The organism is Kitasatospora sp. NBC_01246, assembly GCF_036226505.1.
In the GTDB taxonomy this organism is placed as follows: Bacteria; Actinomycetota; Actinomycetes; order Streptomycetales; family Streptomycetaceae; genus Kitasatospora.
Genome location: NZ_CP108484.1, coordinates 8,281,245 through 8,297,593 on the forward strand (window position 1 = coordinate 8,281,245; position 16,349 = coordinate 8,297,593).

Annotated in this window: 15 protein-coding genes and 1 tRNA gene; 6 read left to right on the forward strand and 10 right to left on the reverse strand. The window is 72.0% G+C overall.

Annotated features, from left to right (window positions below):
• Positions 1-115: 115 nt before the first annotated feature.
• Positions 116-910: a DeoR/GlpR family DNA-binding transcription regulator gene (locus tag OG618_RS34760; protein WP_329491611.1), complete on the forward strand. Its 795-nt coding sequence runs from the start codon at positions 116-118 to the stop codon at positions 908-910.
• Between the two features lie 71 nt (positions 911-981).
• On the opposite strand, the gene OG618_RS34765 is transcribed toward OG618_RS34760, so the two are convergent.
• Complete coding sequence (locus OG618_RS34765) at positions 982-1,368, reverse strand: hypothetical protein (protein ID WP_329491612.1); 387 nt, start codon at positions 1,366-1,368, stop codon at positions 982-984.
• Positions 1,369-1,756: 388 nt separating this feature from the next.
• Here OG618_RS34765 and OG618_RS34770 point away from each other — a divergent pair, with 388 nt between their 5' ends.
• Positions 1,757-2,281, forward strand: a complete 525-nt coding sequence (locus OG618_RS34770) for a peptidylprolyl isomerase (RefSeq protein WP_329491613.1) — start codon at positions 1,757-1,759, stop codon at positions 2,279-2,281.
• A gap of 52 nt (positions 2,282-2,333) precedes the next feature.
• Here the strand turns inward: OG618_RS34770 and OG618_RS34775 are convergent, their stop codons facing one another.
• Both OG618_RS34775 and OG618_RS34780 read right to left on the reverse strand, forming a co-directional pair.
• Positions 2,334-2,864 carry an EF-hand domain-containing protein gene (locus OG618_RS34775; RefSeq protein WP_329491614.1) on the reverse strand — a complete coding sequence of 177 codons (531 nt, stop codon included), beginning with the start codon at positions 2,862-2,864 and terminating at the stop codon, positions 2,334-2,336.
• Between the two features lie 119 nt (positions 2,865-2,983).
• Entirely contained in the window at positions 2,984-3,913 is a 930-nt protein-coding gene (locus OG618_RS34780) for a hypothetical protein (RefSeq protein WP_329491615.1), read from the reverse strand.
• A gap of 199 nt (positions 3,914-4,112) precedes the next feature.
• On the opposite strand from OG618_RS34780, the gene OG618_RS34785 reads away from it, so the two are divergent.
• The 4 genes from OG618_RS34785 to OG618_RS34800 all read left to right on the forward strand — a co-directional run bounded on the left by OG618_RS34785 (position 4,113) and on the right by OG618_RS34800 (position 5,987).
• Positions 4,113-4,691 carry a hypothetical protein gene (locus tag OG618_RS34785; protein ID WP_329491616.1) on the forward strand — a complete coding sequence of 193 codons (579 nt, stop codon included), beginning with the start codon at positions 4,113-4,115 and terminating at the stop codon, positions 4,689-4,691.
• 304 nt (positions 4,692-4,995) lie between these two features.
• Positions 4,996-5,075 (forward strand) — tRNA-Tyr (locus tag OG618_RS34790).
• Positions 5,076-5,290: 215 nt separating this feature from the next.
• Positions 5,291-5,497 carry a hypothetical protein gene (locus OG618_RS34795; protein WP_329491617.1) on the forward strand — a complete coding sequence of 69 codons (207 nt, stop codon included), beginning with the start codon at positions 5,291-5,293 and terminating at the stop codon, positions 5,495-5,497.
• Between the two features lie 28 nt (positions 5,498-5,525).
• The gene (locus OG618_RS34800; protein ID WP_329491618.1) at positions 5,526-5,987 is read left to right on the forward strand and encodes a hypothetical protein; all 462 of its coding nucleotides are present in this window, start codon (positions 5,526-5,528) and stop codon (positions 5,985-5,987) included.
• A gap of 75 nt (positions 5,988-6,062) precedes the next feature.
• On the opposite strand, the gene OG618_RS34805 is transcribed toward OG618_RS34800, so the two are convergent.
• The 7 genes from OG618_RS34805 to lanL all read right to left on the reverse strand — a co-directional run bounded on the left by OG618_RS34805 (position 6,063) and on the right by lanL (position 15,890).
• The gene (locus tag OG618_RS34805) at positions 6,063-7,763 is read right to left on the reverse strand and encodes an ABC transporter family substrate-binding protein (protein WP_329491619.1); all 1,701 of its coding nucleotides are present in this window, start codon (positions 7,761-7,763) and stop codon (positions 6,063-6,065) included.
• Positions 7,764-7,917: 154 nt separating this feature from the next.
• Positions 7,918-10,071: an ABC transporter ATP-binding protein gene (locus OG618_RS34810; protein ID WP_329491620.1), complete on the reverse strand. Its 2,154-nt coding sequence runs from the start codon at positions 10,069-10,071 to the stop codon at positions 7,918-7,920.
• Positions 10,068-11,153 (reverse strand): ABC transporter permease, encoded by a 1,086-nt coding sequence (locus OG618_RS34815; protein ID WP_329491621.1) that lies wholly within the window; start codon positions 11,151-11,153, stop codon positions 10,068-10,070. The genes OG618_RS34810 and OG618_RS34815 overlap by 4 nt, the downstream gene beginning before the upstream one ends.
• 48 nt (positions 11,154-11,201) lie before the next feature.
• On the reverse strand, positions 11,202-12,167 hold the full coding sequence (locus tag OG618_RS34820; protein WP_329491622.1) for an ABC transporter permease: 966 nt from the start codon (positions 12,165-12,167) through the stop codon (positions 11,202-11,204).
• A 752-nt stretch (positions 12,168-12,919) separates the two neighbouring features.
• Positions 12,920-13,039, reverse strand: coding sequence for an ALQxL family class IV lanthipeptide (locus OG618_RS34825; protein WP_329491623.1), 120 nt, complete (start codon positions 13,037-13,039; stop codon positions 12,920-12,922).
• Between the two features lie 29 nt (positions 13,040-13,068).
• Positions 13,069-13,188, reverse strand: coding sequence for an ALQxL family class IV lanthipeptide (locus OG618_RS34830; RefSeq protein WP_329491624.1), 120 nt, complete (start codon positions 13,186-13,188; stop codon positions 13,069-13,071).
• 5 nt (positions 13,189-13,193) lie between these two features.
• The gene (gene lanL, locus OG618_RS34835) at positions 13,194-15,890 is read right to left on the reverse strand and encodes a class IV lanthionine synthetase LanL (protein ID WP_329491625.1); all 2,697 of its coding nucleotides are present in this window, start codon (positions 15,888-15,890) and stop codon (positions 13,194-13,196) included.
• Positions 15,891-16,349: the final 459 nt, after the last annotated feature.

The following is a 16,349-nucleotide window of genomic DNA, read 5'->3' on the forward strand; positions in this document are numbered from 1 at the left end:
CCCCCGGGGGCCCGGCTGTCGGTTTCTGATCGTTCCGGCGGTAGCCTGCCCTCTGGACGTAGCGGGACATCGATGCCCGCCCAGGTCGTCAGGGGAGCTCGTGACCGATCAAGGGATGCTGGCACCACAGCGTCAGGCACTGATCCTGGAGGCCGTGCGCCGTCGTGGCGCGATGCGGGTCGCCGAGCTGGTCGAACAGCTCGGGGTGTCGGACATGACCATCCGCCGCGACCTGGACACCCTGGCCCGCCGGGGAACGGTGCAGAAGGTGCACGGCGGCGCCGTGGCGATCGGCGCCTCCAGCACCGACGAGCCGGGCTTCGAGGCGAAGTCCTCGCTGGAGGAGGCCGCCAAGGCCGCCATCGCGGACGCCGCCGCCGCACGGGTGGAGCCCGGCAACGTCGTCGCGCTCTCCGCCGGCACCACGACCTTCGCGGTGGCGTCCAGGCTGCTCAAGGTGCCGCAGCTGACCATCGTCACCAACTCGCTCGCGATCGCCGACCTGGTGTGGGCGGCCGGCCGCGACGCCGGGGCGAGCACCCCCTCGCTGCTGCTGACCGGTGGATCGCCCACCCGCTCGGCCGCCCTGGTCGGCGCCCTGGCCGAGCAGACGATCCGCTCCCTCCACGTGGACCTGCTGATCCTGGGCGCGCACGGCGTCTCGGAACGGGCGGGCCTGACCACGCCCAACCTGGCCGAGGCGCAGGCCAACCGCGCCATGATCGGCTCCGCCCGCCGGACCGTGGTGGTCGCGGACCACACCAAGTGGGGGGTGATCGGTCTGAGCAGCTTCGCGGAACTCGCCGAGATCGACTGCTTCATCACCGACGACCCGCTGCCGGCGCAGGCCCGCGGCACGCTCGAAGAGGCGGTCGGCGAGCTCGTGGTGGTCTCCACCGCCACCGGCTGACCCGCGCGAGCGGGCGCGGGCGGGTGCGAGCGGGCGCGGGCGGGGCCGAATGCCCCCGCCCGCGGCCGGTCTCAGGCCGCCCGCGCCCCGGACCCCGACCCCGACCGGGGGCGGGGAATCGACACGAAGCGGTCCGGCAGTTTGACCGTGCGACAGTTCGCACCCGCGAACGTGGACGTGATCAGCCGCGCCAGTCGCTCGTCGGTGGAGAACACCCACATGCCCGGCACGAGCACGATCCGGTGCTGCCCGTCGAGGACGGACCTGGTCAGCAGCTCCAACTGCGGGCGCACGCCCGCGGACGGGGCGCCGTTGTCGAAGTAGAGGGTGGGGGCGAGCAGGCCGAGGCGGTTGGCGAAGCGCCGCAGGGCCTCGCGGTGGGCGGCCATGCCCCGGGGGTCGAAGGGGAAGCAGCGCAGATAGGCCGCGGGGGCCAGACGGGCGGTCGGAGCGGTCACGGAAAGCCTCCTCTTCGCAAGCCCCCCAGAACCTCGCCGGAACGCCGGCGGCCCACCCTCCGTACGGACGGCCGGGGTGGCGCCGGGCGGACTCTCCCACCCGCCGGTAGCGCCCGGACCGCGTCCTTGCGTTGCATCATCGGGTCCGCCGCGTGCCGAGTCAATGCCCAACCGCATCCTGGGTGGCTCGGGTGGCTCTGGCGTGCGGTCGGCGGTAGCGCGCTCCGCGCGCCGACGCGGCCGCGGCCGTCGGGCAGGGAAGCCGGTGCCGGCCTGGTCGCGGACGGGCGCCGGCGGTGTGATCCACCCCGGGACCGAGCGGTCATCCGGACGGATAGCCTGAGGGCGTCGCTCGCGTCCGGAGCGTCACGATGTGAGGAGTCCCGACATGGCCGACGCCAAGAACGCTGTGATCCACACCAGCCACGGTGCCATCACCGTGGAGCTGTTCCCGAACCAGGCGCCGAAGACGGTGCGCAACTTCGTGGAGCTCGCCGAAGGCACCCGGGAGGGGGCGACCGACCCGCGTACCGACGAGCCGATCAGCGGCCCGTACTACGACGGCACCCCCGTCCACCGGATCATCGACGGGTTCATGATCCAGGCGGGCGACCCGACCGGAACCGGTCGCGGCGGCCCCGGGTACACCTTCGGTGACGAGCGCTACCCGGACCTCGTCTTCGACAAGCCCTACCTGCTCGCCATGGCCAACTCCGGCCCCGGCACCAACGGCTCCCAGTTCTTCATCACCCTGGGCCCGGCCGCCTGGCTGAACTTCAAGCACACGATCTTCGGCAAGGTCGCGGACGCCGCCTCCGAGAAGGTCGTGGCCGAACTCGGCTCGGTGGCCACCGACGCGAACGACCGGCCGCTTGAGGCGGTCACCATCGACCGGATCGAGATCAAGCGCTGAGACCCCTCGGTGAGCACGAACCGGCCGGACCACCGGCCCCGGGGCGAGTGGCTCAGGGGGACGGGACCGGCGCCGGCGCGGGTCGGCCGTCGCCGTACACGCTCGCCATCGAGGAGGTGCCGGTGGTGAGGAAGTCCCGGATGGCCGCCAGGTAGGTGTCGCGGTCGACGGTGCCGCCGCCGTCGGGGTCGAGGGCGTCGAAGGCCGCGTCGACGTCGCCCTCCGCGTTCCCGGTCGCGGTGCGCAGCCGGCTGAACTCCTCGCGGGTGAGGCGGCCGTCGGCGTCGGCGTCGGCGAGGTCGAACAGCGAGCCGAGGGCGGGCCGGCAGGTCGCCTCGAACGCGTCGTGTCCCGCCCAGGAGCGGTACTCCTCGAAGGTGACGCGGGAATCGTGGTCGGCGTCCATCTGGCGCCAGACCTCCTCGTGGGCGGTCCGGGCCGCGACGACGAGCGGGTCCCGGGCGTCGCGCCCCACGGCCGCGGCCGCCCGGTCGACCCGGGCGGCGTACTCCGCCCGCGAGATGACGCCGTCGCCGTCCGTGTCCAGCATGGAGAAGATGCGGCGCTTCGCCGGATCTGACATTGCGTGTCCTCCTGGTGGCTGTCCGTGGTTCTCGCCGGTCACGCTATCCAGTGGGACCGCCCTGGCGGCGCAGGCGCGTCGACGCCCGGCCCGGGCCCGGCTCCGGGCCCGCCCCGGGGTCACAGCCAGCCGCGCTCCTTGGCGCGCAGGGCGGCCTGGAAGCGGGTGGTGGCGCCGAGGCGGGTCATCAGGCCGGCGACGTGGGTGCGGTACTTGCGCAGGGAGATGTTCAGCTCGCGGGCCGCGTTCTCGTCCTTGCTGTGCTCGCTCAGGGTGCGCAGGACCTGGGCCTCGACGGTGGTGAGGTCGAGGTGGTCGAGGTCGGTGGCGCGGGTCCAGAGCCCTTCGAACAGGTCGACCAGCGCGGCGACGATCCCGGGTTGGCCGATCTGCAGGGTGTCCGACTCCGGCCGGGCGGGGTCGAGGCGGACGAAGGCGACCCGCCGGTCGACGATGAGCAGCCGACGGAACGGTTCGGGCGTCACGCGGTGGACGTCGCCCAGGTCGTGCCAGTGCCGGGCGTAGGCCATCTGCTCGGGCCGGTCGAGAGCCGCCGTGCTGACGAGGGTGCGGCAGGCCATCCCGTCGGCGAGCGCCCGCCGGAACCGGAGGGCCGTTTCGTCGCGGAGCGGAACCCCGCTGCGGGGCAGCGGTTTGGCGTTCAGCGTCTCGACGCGTCCCGGCATCGTACGGATCCGGTGGGTGACCTGCGCGGTGTCCCTGATGCGCTCGACGAGCTCGACGCGGCGACCGTGGCGGGCCTCCTCGGCGAGCTCCCACACCACGTCGAACGCGGAGTCGAGCCGGGCCAGTTCACGGGAGGTGTGCTCCACGCGGCGGCGGACGAGCAGGTCGACGGCGGCCGCGGGCGGCAGCGGGGCCAGCGTCGCGTCGAGCAGCCCCAGGTCCCGCAACTCCCCGAGGACCGCCCGCACATCGGGCAGGCCCAGGTCCGCGCCCGCGGTGTCGGGATCGCCCGGCCGGGTACGCAGCACGTAGCGGTAGACGCGCTCCTGGTCGTCCGTCAGACCCAAGCTCTGCAAACTCATGGCCGCCCCCGGGTCCGTGCAGTTTCCTGCATCAAGTCTTGCACCAACTGCCCGTTCCGCCGAGAGCGGGTGCTTGACAGGCTGAGGGATTGCCGGGGCGGAGCGACCGCCCGCGGCGCCGACCGACAGCGGATCGCACGATGGACACCGCATCGCACGCTCGACACCGCATCGCACGTTCAACAGGGGAGACATCGTCATGGGCCACCTCCGCAGCTTTGCCCCGTGGATCGCCGTCGCGGTCCTCACCGGCACCGTCGACCTCCGCTGGGCCGCGCTCACCGGCCTCCTGCTGGCCCTCGCACTCGTGGTGACCCAGCGCCGCGCCGGCCGGGGCTGGGACGCCCTGGTGATCGAGGCCAGTGCCGTCGTCTTCCTGGCCGGCTACACCTGCGCCGCCTTCGCCGCGCCCGACTCCACCGCCGTCGCCCACTACGGCCCGCCGCTGTCCTCGCTCTGGCTGGCGGCCACCGCCTGGGGCTCGCTCGCGCTCGGCCGGCCCTTCACCCTCGGCATCGCCCGCACCCAGACCCCCGAGCACGTCTGGAAGAGTCCGCTGTTCCTCCGGGTCAACCGCGTCATCACCGCGGTGTGGGCGGCCGCGTTCACCCTCGCCGGCCTCGGTGGCGCGCTGCTGCGCCACTACCGGCCGGACGCGGGCGACGCCCGCACCCTGCTCACCGTCGCCACGTTCGTCCTGCCGCTCCTGTTCACGGTCCGCTATCCGACGCTCGCCCGTGCCCGGCACGCGGCCGCGGCGGGCCCGGCCGCCCGGTGAGCACCCCTGACCCCGGTCGCCCGGTCCGTGCGTCGTCCGCGGCGACGGGCCGGGCGGCGTCGTCGTAAGTCGGTTGCCCCGTCCGCCGGGCGGGCGTCACAGTGGGCGCATCGCGCCGAACCACCAGGGAGGAGCGCGACCGTGAACGCCTTCACCAGCTCCCCGTGTCAGTGCTCCCCGTATCAGCGCTTCCGGTACTCCCGGATCCGGGGGACGTCCTCGTAGTGCGCCCGCCGGCCGCCGGCCGGGCCGCCTCGGGGGACGGTCCCCGAGGCGGCCCTCTTCGATGCGGCGCCTCCGCCGAGGGCGAGCTGGGCACGGGAGGGCCCAGGGGTCTGTAACACCCCCGCTTCGGCTGTGACGGTTCGACTCCGTCCTCGCCCACCCACGCCGGCTCCGCACGGCAGCCGGCTTGCCGCACCGGTGGTCTGATGCCGTTTCAGTGTCAGACCCTCCGAGCATAATGAAGTATCGCCGCAGACGGGGGCCGTCCTGGCGCGGCCGGATCCGCATTCCGAGCGACCCGCGCGAGCGGGGCGGAATCCGCGCGCCGCAGGTCGTCAGGCACCTCGTCCGGCGCCAACTGGGGGAGTGGATAGATGATCATCATCGGTATCGTCATTCTGGCCGGACTCGTCCTGTTCGGCATCATCGCCGGCTCGCTGACGGACGGCGGGGACCGGAAGAGGAAGTCCCGTTACCGCGGCGGGGATTCCGGCAGCGGCGACTCCGGCGGCAGCGGCGGCGGTTGCGGCGGGGGCGGCTGTGGCGGAGGTGGTTGCGGCGGCGGCTGCGGCGGCAGCTGAGCGCCCGGCCGCCGGGAACGGAGCAGGCGTGCTCTCACGAACGTACTCCCGTCGCGTCGACCGCGTGCAGGCGGCCGTCGACGCGCTCGAACTGCCCCCCGCCGTCTACCGGACGTGCCCGTTCGAACCGCGCGAGCTGGTCGAGACCGGGCTGCGCCAGTGGCTGCGCTGCTGCGGGGCGGCGATGCTGGACCGGCAGGTCATCGGCATGCCGTCGTTCGCCGTGGACGAGGCGTGGCACGGGCTGATCCTCTGCACCGAGCGCTACGCGGCCTTCTGCCGGAGGGCCTACGGGAGGTTCCTCCACCACCATCCGCAGGGCGGAGAACTCGCCGGCAGCGCGCGGCGCGCCGGATCGATGGCGGAACAGCTGCGCCGCACCGCCGTGGCCTGGTCGTTCGTGGCCCGGCCCGGTGAGGAGTGCGTCCTGTGGGACCTCGACGTGCGGGTGGGCGTGCCCGAACCGTGGGGCGCGGGCACCCGGCCGTAGTGGCGACGGTGCCCGCGGCCGACATGGTTCGGGGCGGGTCGGCCGGGATTCCGGCCGACCCGCCCCGGGATCGTGTTACTTGGTGAAGCCGATGTTCTCGTACAGGTAGTCCGAGAGGCCCGGGGCACCGAGGTTGGCGACCGACTTCTTCACACCGAAGATGGCGGGGCGCTGGTACAGGGTGACCAGGGCGGCGACCTTCCAGGCCTCGGCGTCGGCCTTGTTGATGGCCGCGAACTCGGTCTCGGGGGTCTGGGCGGCGGCGGCGTCGGCCATCGCCTGGTCCAGCTCGGGGCTGCCGACCTGGCTGTAGTTGGCGCCGCCGTCGGTCTTGAAGTTCGCGGTCGCGGAGCTGGCCGGGAACGGCGTGCCGATCAGCGAGAACGCCGTCATGTCGAAGTCGTACTTGTAGATGTACTTGTCGAAGAACTCGTTCGACGGGGCGGTGAAGATGTTCACCTTGACGCCGACCTGCTGCAGCATCTGGGTGAGCATCGAGCCCTCGTTGGTGGCGATGGTGACGCCGGCCGGGATGACGAACTTGAGGTTGAGCTCCTTGCCGTCCTTCTTGCGGACGTCGCCGTCCATCTTCCAGCCCGCCTCGTCGAGCATCTTCTTGGCGGCCTCGGGGTCGAACTTGCTCAGGCCGTCCGAGTTGTCCTTGTAGCCGTTCTGGTTCGGCACCAGGAAGTGGTTGTTCATCGCGGCGGCCGGCCAGCCCAGGCCGGTGAGGTCCGACTTGGCGATGGTCTCGCGGTCGATGGCCTGGAAGAGCGCCTGGCGGACCTTGGGGTCGGTCAGCATCGGGCTCTTGCCGTTGAACATGAAGTGGCGGAAGTTCGGGCCGCCGGCCTCGCGGACCTCGCCGTCGGCGGTGGACTGGATCTGCTTGAAGCCGGACGCGTCCGGGCCGTTGTCGTAGAAGTCGATCTCGCCGTTCTGGAACGCCTGCGGCATGGTGTTGGTGTCCATGGCCTTGTAGACGATCTTGTCGAGCAGCGGCTTCTGGCCCCACCAGGCGGGGTCGGCGACGACGGTGACGGTCTTGGCGGTCTGGTCGATCTTGTCGAGCTTGAACGGGCCCGCCGAGGTCGGGATCTTGTCGACGTACGCGGTGTTGAAGACGTCCGGGGTGGCGACGTACTTGGCCGGGAACAGCGGCGCGTTGGCGGCGTTGTTGAACAGCGCCTGCCACTCGGAGAACGGCGACTTGAAGGTCATGATCGCCTGGTAGTCGTCGGCACCCTTGACGACGCTCTCGACCTGGTCGAAGCCGGTCGTCGAGGTGGCCTTGAACTCCGGGTTGGTGCCGTTCTGGGCCTTCCAGTTGGCTTCCAGGTCCTGCCAGGTGATCGGCGTGCCGTCGTTCCACTTGGCCTTCGGGTTGAGGGTCCAGGTGACGACCTGCTTGCCGTCCTTGGTCTCGGACTTGGCGTCGAGCAGGTAGTCCTTGTTCGGGGTCTGGGTGCCACCGGCGTCCGAGTGCCAGAAGGTCGGCATGAGCGCCTTCATGACGTCGGTCGTGGAGACCTCGTTGCCGTCCGCCTCCAGCGGGCTCCACTGGCTGGAGAGCTGGTCGATCGCCCAGTTGAGCGTGCCGCCCTGCTTCAGGTCGGCACGGTCCTTCTCGTTCATGGCCCGCTGGGTCATCTTCGGGGCCTCGGACTTGGCGGGAGCGGCGTCCCCTCCGGAGGAGCTGCTGGAGCAGGCGCTGAGGCAGAGCGAGGCGGTGGCGACGGTGGCGACCAGCGCGACCGGGATCCGGGTGTGCTTCAAGGGATTCCCCAGGGAGTGTGCGGAAGGGTGGATGGACCCAGCGGGCCGCCGGAGCGGAAGGTGCTGGAGGGTTGGCACTGCGGACTTGCGGGTGGGGCCGGACCGGGTTGTTCCGCCGGGCCCGGCCCCCTTTCGTGGGGGTCGGATCGTGGGGTCAGATCACTTCGAGGGCGGCGGCGAAGTGGCAGGCGGCGACGTGGTCGTCGGAGAGCCTGCTGTTGCCGGGGTCCTCGTCGCGGCAGCGCTGCTGTTCGGCCTCGCTCAGCGCCGGGTGCTTCGGGCAGCGGTTGCGGAACCGGCACCCGGTCGGCACGTTGGCCGGGCTGGGCAGGTCGCCGCTGAGCAGGATCCGGGTCCGCTCGCGTTCCCGGCGCGGGTCCGGGAGCGGGACGGCGGAGAGCAGCGCCTGCGTGTACGGGTGGGAGGGCGCGTCGAAGATGGACCGGGAGTCGCCCAGCTCGACGATCCGGCCCAGGTACATCACGGCGATCCGGTCGGCGATGTGCCGGACCACCGAGAGGTCGTGGGCGACGAACAGGTAGCTCAGACCGAGCTTCACCTTGAGCTCGTCCAGCAGGTTGAGCACGCCCGCCTGGATCGAGACGTCGAGGGCGGAGACCGGCTCGTCCAGGATGACGAGGCGGGGCTCCAGGGCGAGCGCGCGGGCGATCGAGATGCGCTGGCGCTGGCCGCCGGAGAACTCCTGCGGGTAGCGGTCGGCGTGGTCGGGGTTGAGGCCGACCATCTCCAGCAGCTCGGGGACGCGGGCGGCGATCCGCTCCTTGTCCCAGCGGTGCGTGCGCAGCGGCTCGGCCAGGATGTCACCGATCGGCATCCGGGCGTCCAGGGCCGCCATCGGGTCCTGGAACACGATCTGCATGTCGCGGCGCAGCGCCTTGCGGTCGGCCCGGCCGAGGCCGCGGACGTCCTTGCCGAACACGGTGACGGTGCCGGCCTGGCCGCTGGGCAGGTCCAGGATCTCCAGCAGGGTGGTGGTCTTGCCGCAGCCGGACTCGCCGACCAGGCCGAGCGTCTCGCCCTCGCGGATGTCCAGCGTGATGCCGTCCACCGCCTTGACCACGCCCACCTTGCGCTTGATCACGGCGCCCTGGGTGAGCTGGAAGTGCTTGGTCAGCCCGTCGATCTCCAGCACCTTGGGGCGCTGCTCGCGCGGCACGCTCTCCAGCGTGACGGCGGCCGGGAGTTCGGGCACGGGGTAGATGGTGGCGGGGTCCAGCGCGCCGGCCAGTTCGTGGCTGCGGTGGCAGGCGGTCGGGTGGGTGTTGCCCTCCTTGACCGACAGCGCCGGCTCCACCTCGCGGCAGCGCTCGACGGCGATCGGGCAGCGGGCCGCGAACGGGCAGCCCTCGGGCAGCTCGACCATCGACGGCGGGGTGCCCTCGATCGGGGTCAGGGCCCGGCGCCCGGTGTTGTCCAGCCGGGGGATCGAGCCCAGCAGTCCGATGGTGTACGGCATCCGCGGGCGGTAGTACACCTCGTCGACACCGCCGGACTCGACGGCCCGGCCCGCGTACATCACCTGGACGCGGTCGGCGAAGCCGGCGATCACGCCGAGATCGTGGGTGATCATCACGATCGCCGCGCCGGTGACGTCCTGGGCCTTCTTCAGGACCTCCAGGACCTGCGCCTGGATGGTCACGTCGAGGGCGGTGGTGGGCTCGTCGGCGATGATCACCTTGGGGTCGTTGGCGATCGCCATGGCGATCATCGCGCGCTGGCGCATGCCGCCGGAGAACTCGTGCGGGAAGTTGTCCACCCGGCGCTTCGGGTCCGGAATGCCCACCACGTCCAGGAGTTCGACGGCCCGGGTGCGGGCCTGCTCCTTGGTCATGTCCTGGTGGATCCGCAGCGCCTCGACGATCTGGGTGCCGACCGAGTAGACCGGGGTGAGCGCGGACAGCGGGTCCTGGAAGACCATGCCGATGTCCTTGCCGCGGATCTTCGAGAGCTCGTTGTCGGACAGGCCGAGCAGCTCACGGCCGCCGAGCCGGACCGAACCGGAGACCTCCGCGGCTTCGGGCAGCAGCCCGAGCACGGCCATCGAGGAGACGGACTTGCCGGAGCCGGACTCGCCGACGATGCCGAGCACCTCGCCCGGGCGGACGGCGTAGGAGACGCCGCGGACGGCGCGGACCTCGCCGGCCTCGCTGGGGAAGGAGACATGAAGGTCCGTCACTTCGAGTACGGGCTGCGGCTTGTCCAGCCGGGTGTCGGTCACCGGTCGGAGTCCTTCCTTGGTACCGGGGGTGCTGGTGTCGGGCTGCGGGGGCTGGAGCGCGTCCGTCATGACGAACTCACGACGTCCCGGGTGCCGCCGGGGAGCGTGGCGCCCCGGCGGGCGGCGTTGCGCTCGGCGAGGGCCCTGCGGCGGCGCCCCTTCGACTTCGCCCCGCCGGAGGTCGGGTCGAAGGCGTCGCGCAGACCGTCGCCGACGAACGCGACCGCGATGCCGATCAGCACCAGGCAGGTGGCCGGGAAGTAGAACAGCCACTGGAAGGTCGGCGCGTTGGTGGTGTTGTCGGCGATGATCGTGCCGAGCGAGACGTCCGGGGCCTGCACGCCGAAGCCGAAGAACGACAGGCCGCTCTCGCCGATGACCGCGGCACCGACCTGGATCACCGTGTCGATGATCAGTAGCGAGGCCATGTTCGGCAGGATGTGCCGGATGATGATGACCGGGCCGGGGACGCCCATGTACTTGGCGGCCTTCACGAACTCCCGGTCCTTCAGCGTCAGCGTCATGCTGCGGACCACCCGTGCGGTGATCATCCAGCTGAACGCCGCGAGCAGGACCACGAAGATCAGCCAGCTGGAGTTGCGGAAGATCGGCGACAGCACGGCGATGATCAGGAAGCTCGGCAGGACCAGCAGCAGGTCGACGAACCAGGTCAGGCCCTTGTCGATCCAGCGGCCGTAGTAGCCGGCGAAGGCGCCGACGAAGCCCGCGACCACGGTGCTGATGCCGCCCACCAGCAGGCCGATCACCAGCGACTTCTGCAGTCCGCGCATGGTCAGCGCGAAGAGGTCCTGGCCGCCCTGGTTGGTCCCCCACCAGTGGGTCCCGCCGGGCGGCGCGTTGAAGGCCATGTAGTCGTGGAAGCGGTAGTCGTACTTGCTGAACGACGGGCCGGCGTACGCGGCCACGAACAGCACGACCAGGATGCCCAGGCCGACGAGGGCGAGCCTGTTGCGGGCGAAGCGGCGGGCGGTGAGCCGGCCCCGGCCGGTCCGCTTGCGGGCGGTGGCGGGGGACTTCGGGGCGCTGGCGGCCGGGGTCTGCGGGACACCGGCCGTGGCGGCGGCCAGGGCGGAGACCGCCTCGCCGCCGGCGGCGGAGGTGTTCGAGGGGGCGGGTTGGTCGGCGCTCATGTTCTCTCTCCTCTACGGGTGTTGGGGTGCTCGGCGGGGCGGGGTGCGTCAGCGCACCCGGACCCGGGGATCGAGCGCCGCGTAGAGCAGGTCGGACAGCAGACCGGCGATCAGCACCAGGCCGGCGGTGAACAGGGCCACCGCCGACGTGGTGTTGACGTCGTTGCGGGTGATCGAGTTGATCAGCAGCTCGCCCATGCCGTGCCAGCCGAAGGTCTTCTCGGTGAAGGTCGCACCGACGAACAGCAGCACGATGTTGAACACCAGCAGCGGCACCACCGGGAGGATCGCCGTGCGCAGGCCGTGCTTGACCAGGGCGGTGCGCCGGCGCAGGCCCTTGGCCCGGGCGGTGCGCAGGAAGTCGCTGCCGAGGACGTCGAGCATGGTGCTGCGCTGGTAGCGGCTGTACAGGGCGATCTGGATGAGGATCAGCGTCAGGCCGGGGAGCAGCATGTGCTCGGCCCGGTTGCCCAGGGCGGCGAAGTCCCAGCGGCCGGCGAACTCGGCGTCCGTCTCACCGGTGAAGTGGATGGTGCCGGCGCCCAGGAACTTGATCGTCAGCAGCTTCAGGAAGAGGCCGAGCACGAAGACGGGCATCGCGAGGACGAAGAACGAGGCCAGGGTCGTGAACCGGTCGAAGAACTTGTACTGCTTGATCGCGCCGATGGTGCCGAGCGCGACGCCGCCGACCGAGCCGACCAGGGTCGCCAGCAGCAGCAGCCGGGTGGAGACGCCGATCCGGCGGCCCACCTCGCTGTTGACCGGCGAGCCGTCGATCGACTTGCCCAGGTCCCCGTGGATCACACCGTTCGCCCAGGTGCCGAAGCGGCTGACGATCGGGGTGTCGGGGTTCATGTTGACGTCGTCGAGCGTCTTGCTGATGGTCGCCTTGGCCAACGGGGGGTTGCGGCCCTCGTAGTTCGCCTGCGGGTGCAGGCTGAGCCCCGCGACGAAGTACGAGAGAGAAGCCGCAAGTATGACGAGTATCAAATAGTTGGCCAACTTGCGGAGCATGTAGCGGCCCAAGGCGGTTCTCTCCCTCGTGCGGACCCGCGCCCACCGACGGAACAGGACTCCGGGGTCCGTGAGGACGGAGGACCGTGCGCGGACTGCCGTGGAGCGTCTTTGATGTCGGACGGATGGTCGGAAAGGTCGGCCGCCACTGTCAGGCGGCTCGGATGCACATCTTGCTGACCGGGCGGAGGGCTGTCGACTGACGCTTTGTCAAAGGTTAGGTAAAGAAGGGTTCAGTCCTTTGGGTGGCAGCCCTCTTTGACCATGGCTTCCTCGGTCCGAGTCGCAGGCCACGAGGTGTTTTGCAGGCTCAGGGGCTCCCGGAACGCATGGTTCCACCGGTCGAAGTGTTTGTCCGGTTATGTTCGTGCATGTCCCGCCAGTGGCGAGGATTCGCCAACAAACGGACGCCCTGAGCTGCCTGATCGAGCAGTCATTTCACCGCCTCCCAGCTGTCACTCCGGCCCCACGGGACGGTGTCGCGGGAGCGTCGGGACGGTTGCGGCAGGGGGGTCTCCGATCGACCTTAGTTGACGTGTGCGCGTCGGGCGCGATCATTTTCGGTCGACCGGGACGGGTGCCCTGGCGCGCGGTGCATTGGTGCCCCGGAGGCAGGGCCGTGCGGGTGGGTGTGCAACGGAGGTTCGGGGGCACGGAACGGGGCCGGTGCGGGTGACCGAGGGGGCTCGGTCACCCGCACCGGGGGTGGGGTGTCGCCGGGGGTGTCGTGCTGCTTCACCCCGTGGTCAGGCTCAGTTGTCGCCCATGCTCCAGTTGCCGCACTGGAAGATGCTGAACGGGAAACAGATGTAGCCGCTGCCGGCCTGCTCCTCGCTGTCGAGCAGCTGCAGGGCGTTGACGTCCTCGGTCATGGTGTTCTCCTTCTGTGGAGGGGGAGTTGTCACATGTCGTTGATGCTCCAGTTGCCGCACTGGAAGATGCTGAACGGGAAGCACATGTAGCCGGTGGTGGTCTGCTCCTCGCTGTCGAGCAGCTGCAGGGCGTTGACGTCCTCGGTCATGGTGGTCACCTCCTTTCGGCCGGGTCGGGGGCGGGGAGCCAGAGGCGCGGTCCGCCGTGGTGGAGCCGTACCAGCAGGCCGAGGGGCCCGCCGAGTCCGGTGTTGTAGCCGACGCCCACCCTGCTCAGGGTGTCGTCGGGGATCAGGAGCAGCCCGTCGTGGACGACGTGGCGTGCGTGGGCGCAGGCGAGGAGTTCCTCGGCGCGGCGCCGCTGGAGGGGGTCGTCGAGGGCGTCGGCGAGGTCGAGGAGGAACTCGGCGTTGCCCGCGAGGCCGTGGCAGGCGGCCGGTGAGCTCTGCCACCGCCAGCGGTACACCTCGGCCGCGGCCTGTTCGGCCGTCTCGCGGTAGCGCGGGTCCCCGGTGGCCTGCCAGAGCCGGATCAGGAAGGTGCCGATGCCGGAGGCGCCGCTGCACCAGTGGGGCGCGTGGGCGGGGGCGTCGGCGCCGCGGTCCTCGACCGGCCAGGCGGCGGCGCCGTCACGGACCCGTGCGGTGGCGAGCAGCGTCTCGGCGGCGACCCGGGCGGCGTGGACGAAATCCTCCCGTTCGGCGGCGAGTCCGGCGAGGAGCAGGAAGGTCGCGACGCCGGCGACGCCGTGGGCGAAGCCGAGGTGGGTGATGCCCGCGAGTTCGGAGTCGAAGTCGGCCGGGACGGGCCACACCACACCGGAGCGGCCCTGCGCGGCGGTGGTCAGCAGGTGTTCGGCGGCGGTCACCGCGCGTCGGCGGAACTCCTTGTCGCCGGTGGTCCGCCAGAAGTGGAGCTGGGCCAGGCCTGCGCCGGCCACGCCGTGGCAGACGTCGGGGTTGGGCCACCGCAGCGGGACGGCGCGGGCCAGCTGGGCGGCGTGTGCGGCGAGGCCGTCGTCGCCGAGCAGCCGGGCCGCGTCCAGCAGCGCCCAGGCGGTGCCGGAGCGGCCGAAGTGCAGTCCGGGCAGCAGCTGTCCGCCGGCCCCGGCCCGGGCGGCGATCCACTGCGCCGCCTCGGCGACGGTGGCCCGCAGCCGCGGGTCGGCGCGGTGGGCGGCGGCCGCGGTGAGGACGGACAGGACGCCGGCGGCACCGTGCTGCACGTTCAGCGGATCGGTCCCCTCGCCGGAGGGGCCGGCGGGCCAGAGCCGTACCGGGTCCTGCGGGGTCATGGTGTCCATCAGATGGGTCAGCCCGTCGGCGAGCAGCCGTCGCGCGGTCCGGTCGTCCAGGACGGTGCCGCTCCCCGGGGCGGCCGCGGTGGCGGCGGGCAGCGCGGCGAGCGCCGCGCGGGCCTTCGCCAGGCTCCACCGCTCGTTCCGGTCCTCGGCCATGAGCCCGAGGACGAGCGGGCGGAGGTCGGTGAGGTCCGGGCGGTCGGCGAGCGCGGTGGCGAGCAGGGCGGCGGTCCGTTCGTCCCGGCCGCGGGCCGCCCCGCGGTCCGGGGCGAGCGCCGGGTCGGTACCGGTCAGCAGGTGGAACAGCACGGCGCCGAGGCTGTAGAGGTCGGACTCCGGCGCGGGGGCGGGGCCGCTCGGTGCGCCGTCGACGACCTCGGGCGCGCCGAAGCCCGGGGTGTGCAGGCGCAGGACGTGGTCCCCGGGGCGGGCGAGGGACTCCAGGTCGATCAGGCGGACCTCGCCGTCCGGGGTGACCATCAGGTTGTTGGGGTTGAAGTCGCGCAGGACCAGGCCGAGTTCGTGGACGGCCGCGACGACGTCCAGCAGTTGCCCGGCCAGGTCGAGCACCTGGGCCCGGTCGGGGCGCAGCCGCTCGGACACCCAGGCGCGCAGGGTGCGCCCGGCGACGAGCTCCTCCACGAGGTACCGGTTGCCGCCCTGGCCGAAGACCTCCACGACCTGCGGACATCGGCCGAGCGGTGCGAGCAGGGCGTGCATGGCGGCCTCGTGGTCGAGCAGGTCGCCGGCGTCGGTGCCTTCGAGGACGGCCCCGACGTGCCGGCGGGCCTCCTTGACGACGACCTCCAGGCCGGTCCGCCGGTCGGTGGCGAGGAAGACGCCGCCCTTGAAGGCGTGCCGGATCGCCTTGTGCACGACGTAGCGGTTGTTCAGCAGCACGCTCGTCCCGGGGGCGGCCGGGGGAGTTTCGGGGAGCGGGAGCGGCGAGGCGGCCCAGGCGGGCGGGGTGAACCCGGCCGTGCGCCGGTCGCGGACGAAGGTCCCGTCCGGCGCCTGCAGCATGGGTTCGACCGAACCGTCGTTGGTGAGCCGGGGGGAGCCACGGAAGGCCCCGTAGCGGTAGTGGACCGGGCTGTCCGGCCGGTACCGGCGGTCGGAGAGGATGCCCGGCCCCGGCAGGTGCGCGGTGGCCCGGTGCAGTTCCTCGGCGAGCCGGCGGAAGTGGTCGTCGTCGTCCGGGTAGACGGTGATGAACTTCCCGCCGCCGCCCCGGTCGTAGCGGGCGGAGACGAGTTCCGTCAGCCGGCCGGGTGTACCGGCGCACTTGAACGGGGCCCGGGCGGCGACGAGCACTTCGGCGGCCCGGGTCAGCACCGTCGGGGCGGAGAGCGGGGTGGCGGACACGTGCAGCTTCCAGCCCTGCCGGCGGCCGAGGCCGGCGTCGTCCGGCCGGACGTGGCACCAGAAGTCCCCGGGAGTGACGGTCCAGCCCCGCGCGCCCTGACGGCGCAGCACCGCCCCGATCAGGTCGGGGTAGAACGTGGCGTACGGATCCGCCGAGCCCTGACCCGCCGTCTGCCCCTCTGCCATCGTTCTTCCTTCGTCCGTGGAGCCCTGCCGGAGCCGGTCGGCCTCCGAGCGCATCGCTGATCCTGGCGGCGCGGGGACATCCGGTTCATGGGGGACGACCACGTATCTTCCGGCCGTGAACCCCCATGGGGCCGGTCGACGGCTCGCCGAACGGTCCCGACCCCGGGCCGGGTCCGGTGGGTCCGCCGGGGCGCGTGGTGCCGTAACGGCCCGTCGGCCGCCACGGCCGGCGGGCGGGGGCGGGTTGACGTGCCCGTTCCCGGGGCGGAGCGGGAATCGCGCGCAGGTTCGGAAACTGTCGGCCGGCGAGGCGAGGAGTGGGTTGTTCCCGTACCGGGGGGCCGGTTCCGGTCCTGCCCCGGCCCGATCGGGCTTTGAGCCGTACCCGGGGGCGGCCGAGACGCCGGCCGGGGAGCCCGGACGGGCCGGGAGATGCCCGGCCGGCGCGGTGCGCCGTCG